The organism is Rodentibacter sp. Ppn85 (genome assembly GCF_001999335.1).
Lineage (GTDB): Bacteria > Pseudomonadota > Gammaproteobacteria > Enterobacterales > Pasteurellaceae > Rodentibacter.
In genome coordinates this window covers 1-1372 of record NZ_MLHS01000106.1, presented here as the reverse complement: position 1 = coordinate 1372, position 1372 = coordinate 1, and the positions used below count along the sequence as shown (strand labels likewise).

Below are 1372 nucleotides of genomic sequence, written 5' to 3'. Positions count from 1 at the left end.
CTGAAAGCGAAGATGAGTGATTTTGTGGAGCAGGAGAACGCGAAAACGAGAGCTGAATTACCACAAAGTTTACATTACGGAACGTTGGTTTTAGGTGCGGCGGAAGCGATAGGTCTTGGAGGGCTTGCGTTAAAAGATAAGCTGCCGAAACTTTCTTTTTCAGGCAAAGATAAAAATTATCCTAAGGCAGGTATGGATAATTATCAACGAGGAAAAGTGGGGGATAGAGATTATCCGAGTGGAGCGGAAAATAATGCGACAGCGATCCCATTAAAGCAACAACTTTCAAATGAAATGTTGAAAGCTCAAGGAGTTAAGTTTGAGAATATTGATGTCATTGCCAAAGTCGATATTAATGGAAAAATTTATGTGGATACAAATCAGCGAGCTAGATCAGATAAATTTGCAGATCCAAACAAACCAACATTAATTGCTGAAAATATTGCACAAAAACCACCATTACCAAATGGAAAACCTTATCCGAACTCAAATATGGAAAATTCTCATGCAGAAGTTGGTGCAATCCAACAAGCTTATGGGAGAGGTGGTACAAAGGGCAAAGACATGGTCATTCAAGTTCAAGGTAAGGATGTTTGTACCTACTGCCGTCAAGATATTACCTTAGCGGCAGAGAAAGCAGGATTGAAATCTGTAACGATTCATGCAATAGATAAGGAAACTAAATTACCTAAAGTATATACATGGTCAGTCGGTCAAAAAGTAATAAAGGAACAGAAAAATGGAAAATAGATTATTTTTTACTTGTGGCTTTCAAGGGAAAAATGATTGGATTGTTTTATCAAATAGACAATTAATGATTGATAAGGATAAAGAAAAGATGCTCGATATGTTGAACAAAATAAAAACAAAAGTAGGGGGGGCTAGATTGGAAATAATACCAGAACCTGAGCTTGGTCCTTCTGAATTATCCGTTCAATATGATGGAGAAAAGTATTTATTTACTTTACTTGAATATGTAGGACCTAATGGAGAAATGATTATTAGAGGAAAAGCTAACTTTAACGGAGAATGGAAGTTAGTAGAATTTCTATCTGATGGGGAATTATATCCACCTGATGCAATAACAACAGATTTTGAATTTATTAAGAAAGTTTTTTTAGAGTTTTTAGAAACAGGAAATGTTTCTTATGACTTAATGGATAGGATCTATTAAGGGATTTTATCTAAATAGAATGAAGCGAACGTAACCGCCAAGAAATGCGTGATGAATGTGGAAACAATCCGGTGTGTTATTTGCCGCATATTCAACAGATGAATACAGGCGATGAGGCAGCGTATGAGAATTTCTCGGGGTTAAGATTAACGTCATACTTTAATGGTTTGAGTGATGAGCTGAAAGCGAAGATGAGTG

2 protein-coding genes are annotated in these 1372 nt (G+C 36.2%); both read left to right on the top strand.

Going from position 1 to position 1372, the window contains the following annotated elements:
* The coding region (locus BKL51_RS11700; protein ID WP_198930136.1) for a hypothetical protein at positions 1-750 on the top strand (750 nt) is incomplete at its 5' end.
* Positions 740-1174, top strand: a complete 435-nt coding sequence (locus BKL51_RS11695; protein ID WP_077466819.1) for a hypothetical protein — start codon at positions 740-742, stop codon at positions 1172-1174. The genes BKL51_RS11700 and BKL51_RS11695, both read left to right, overlap by 11 nt.
* Positions 1175-1372: the final 198 nt, after the last annotated feature.

What these genes read in the sequence shown, in the direction of transcription:
- BKL51_RS11695 (WP_077466819.1), top strand. Translation starts at nt 740, where the DNA reads ATGGAAAATAGATTATTTTTTACTTGTGGCTTTCAAGGGAAAAATGAT.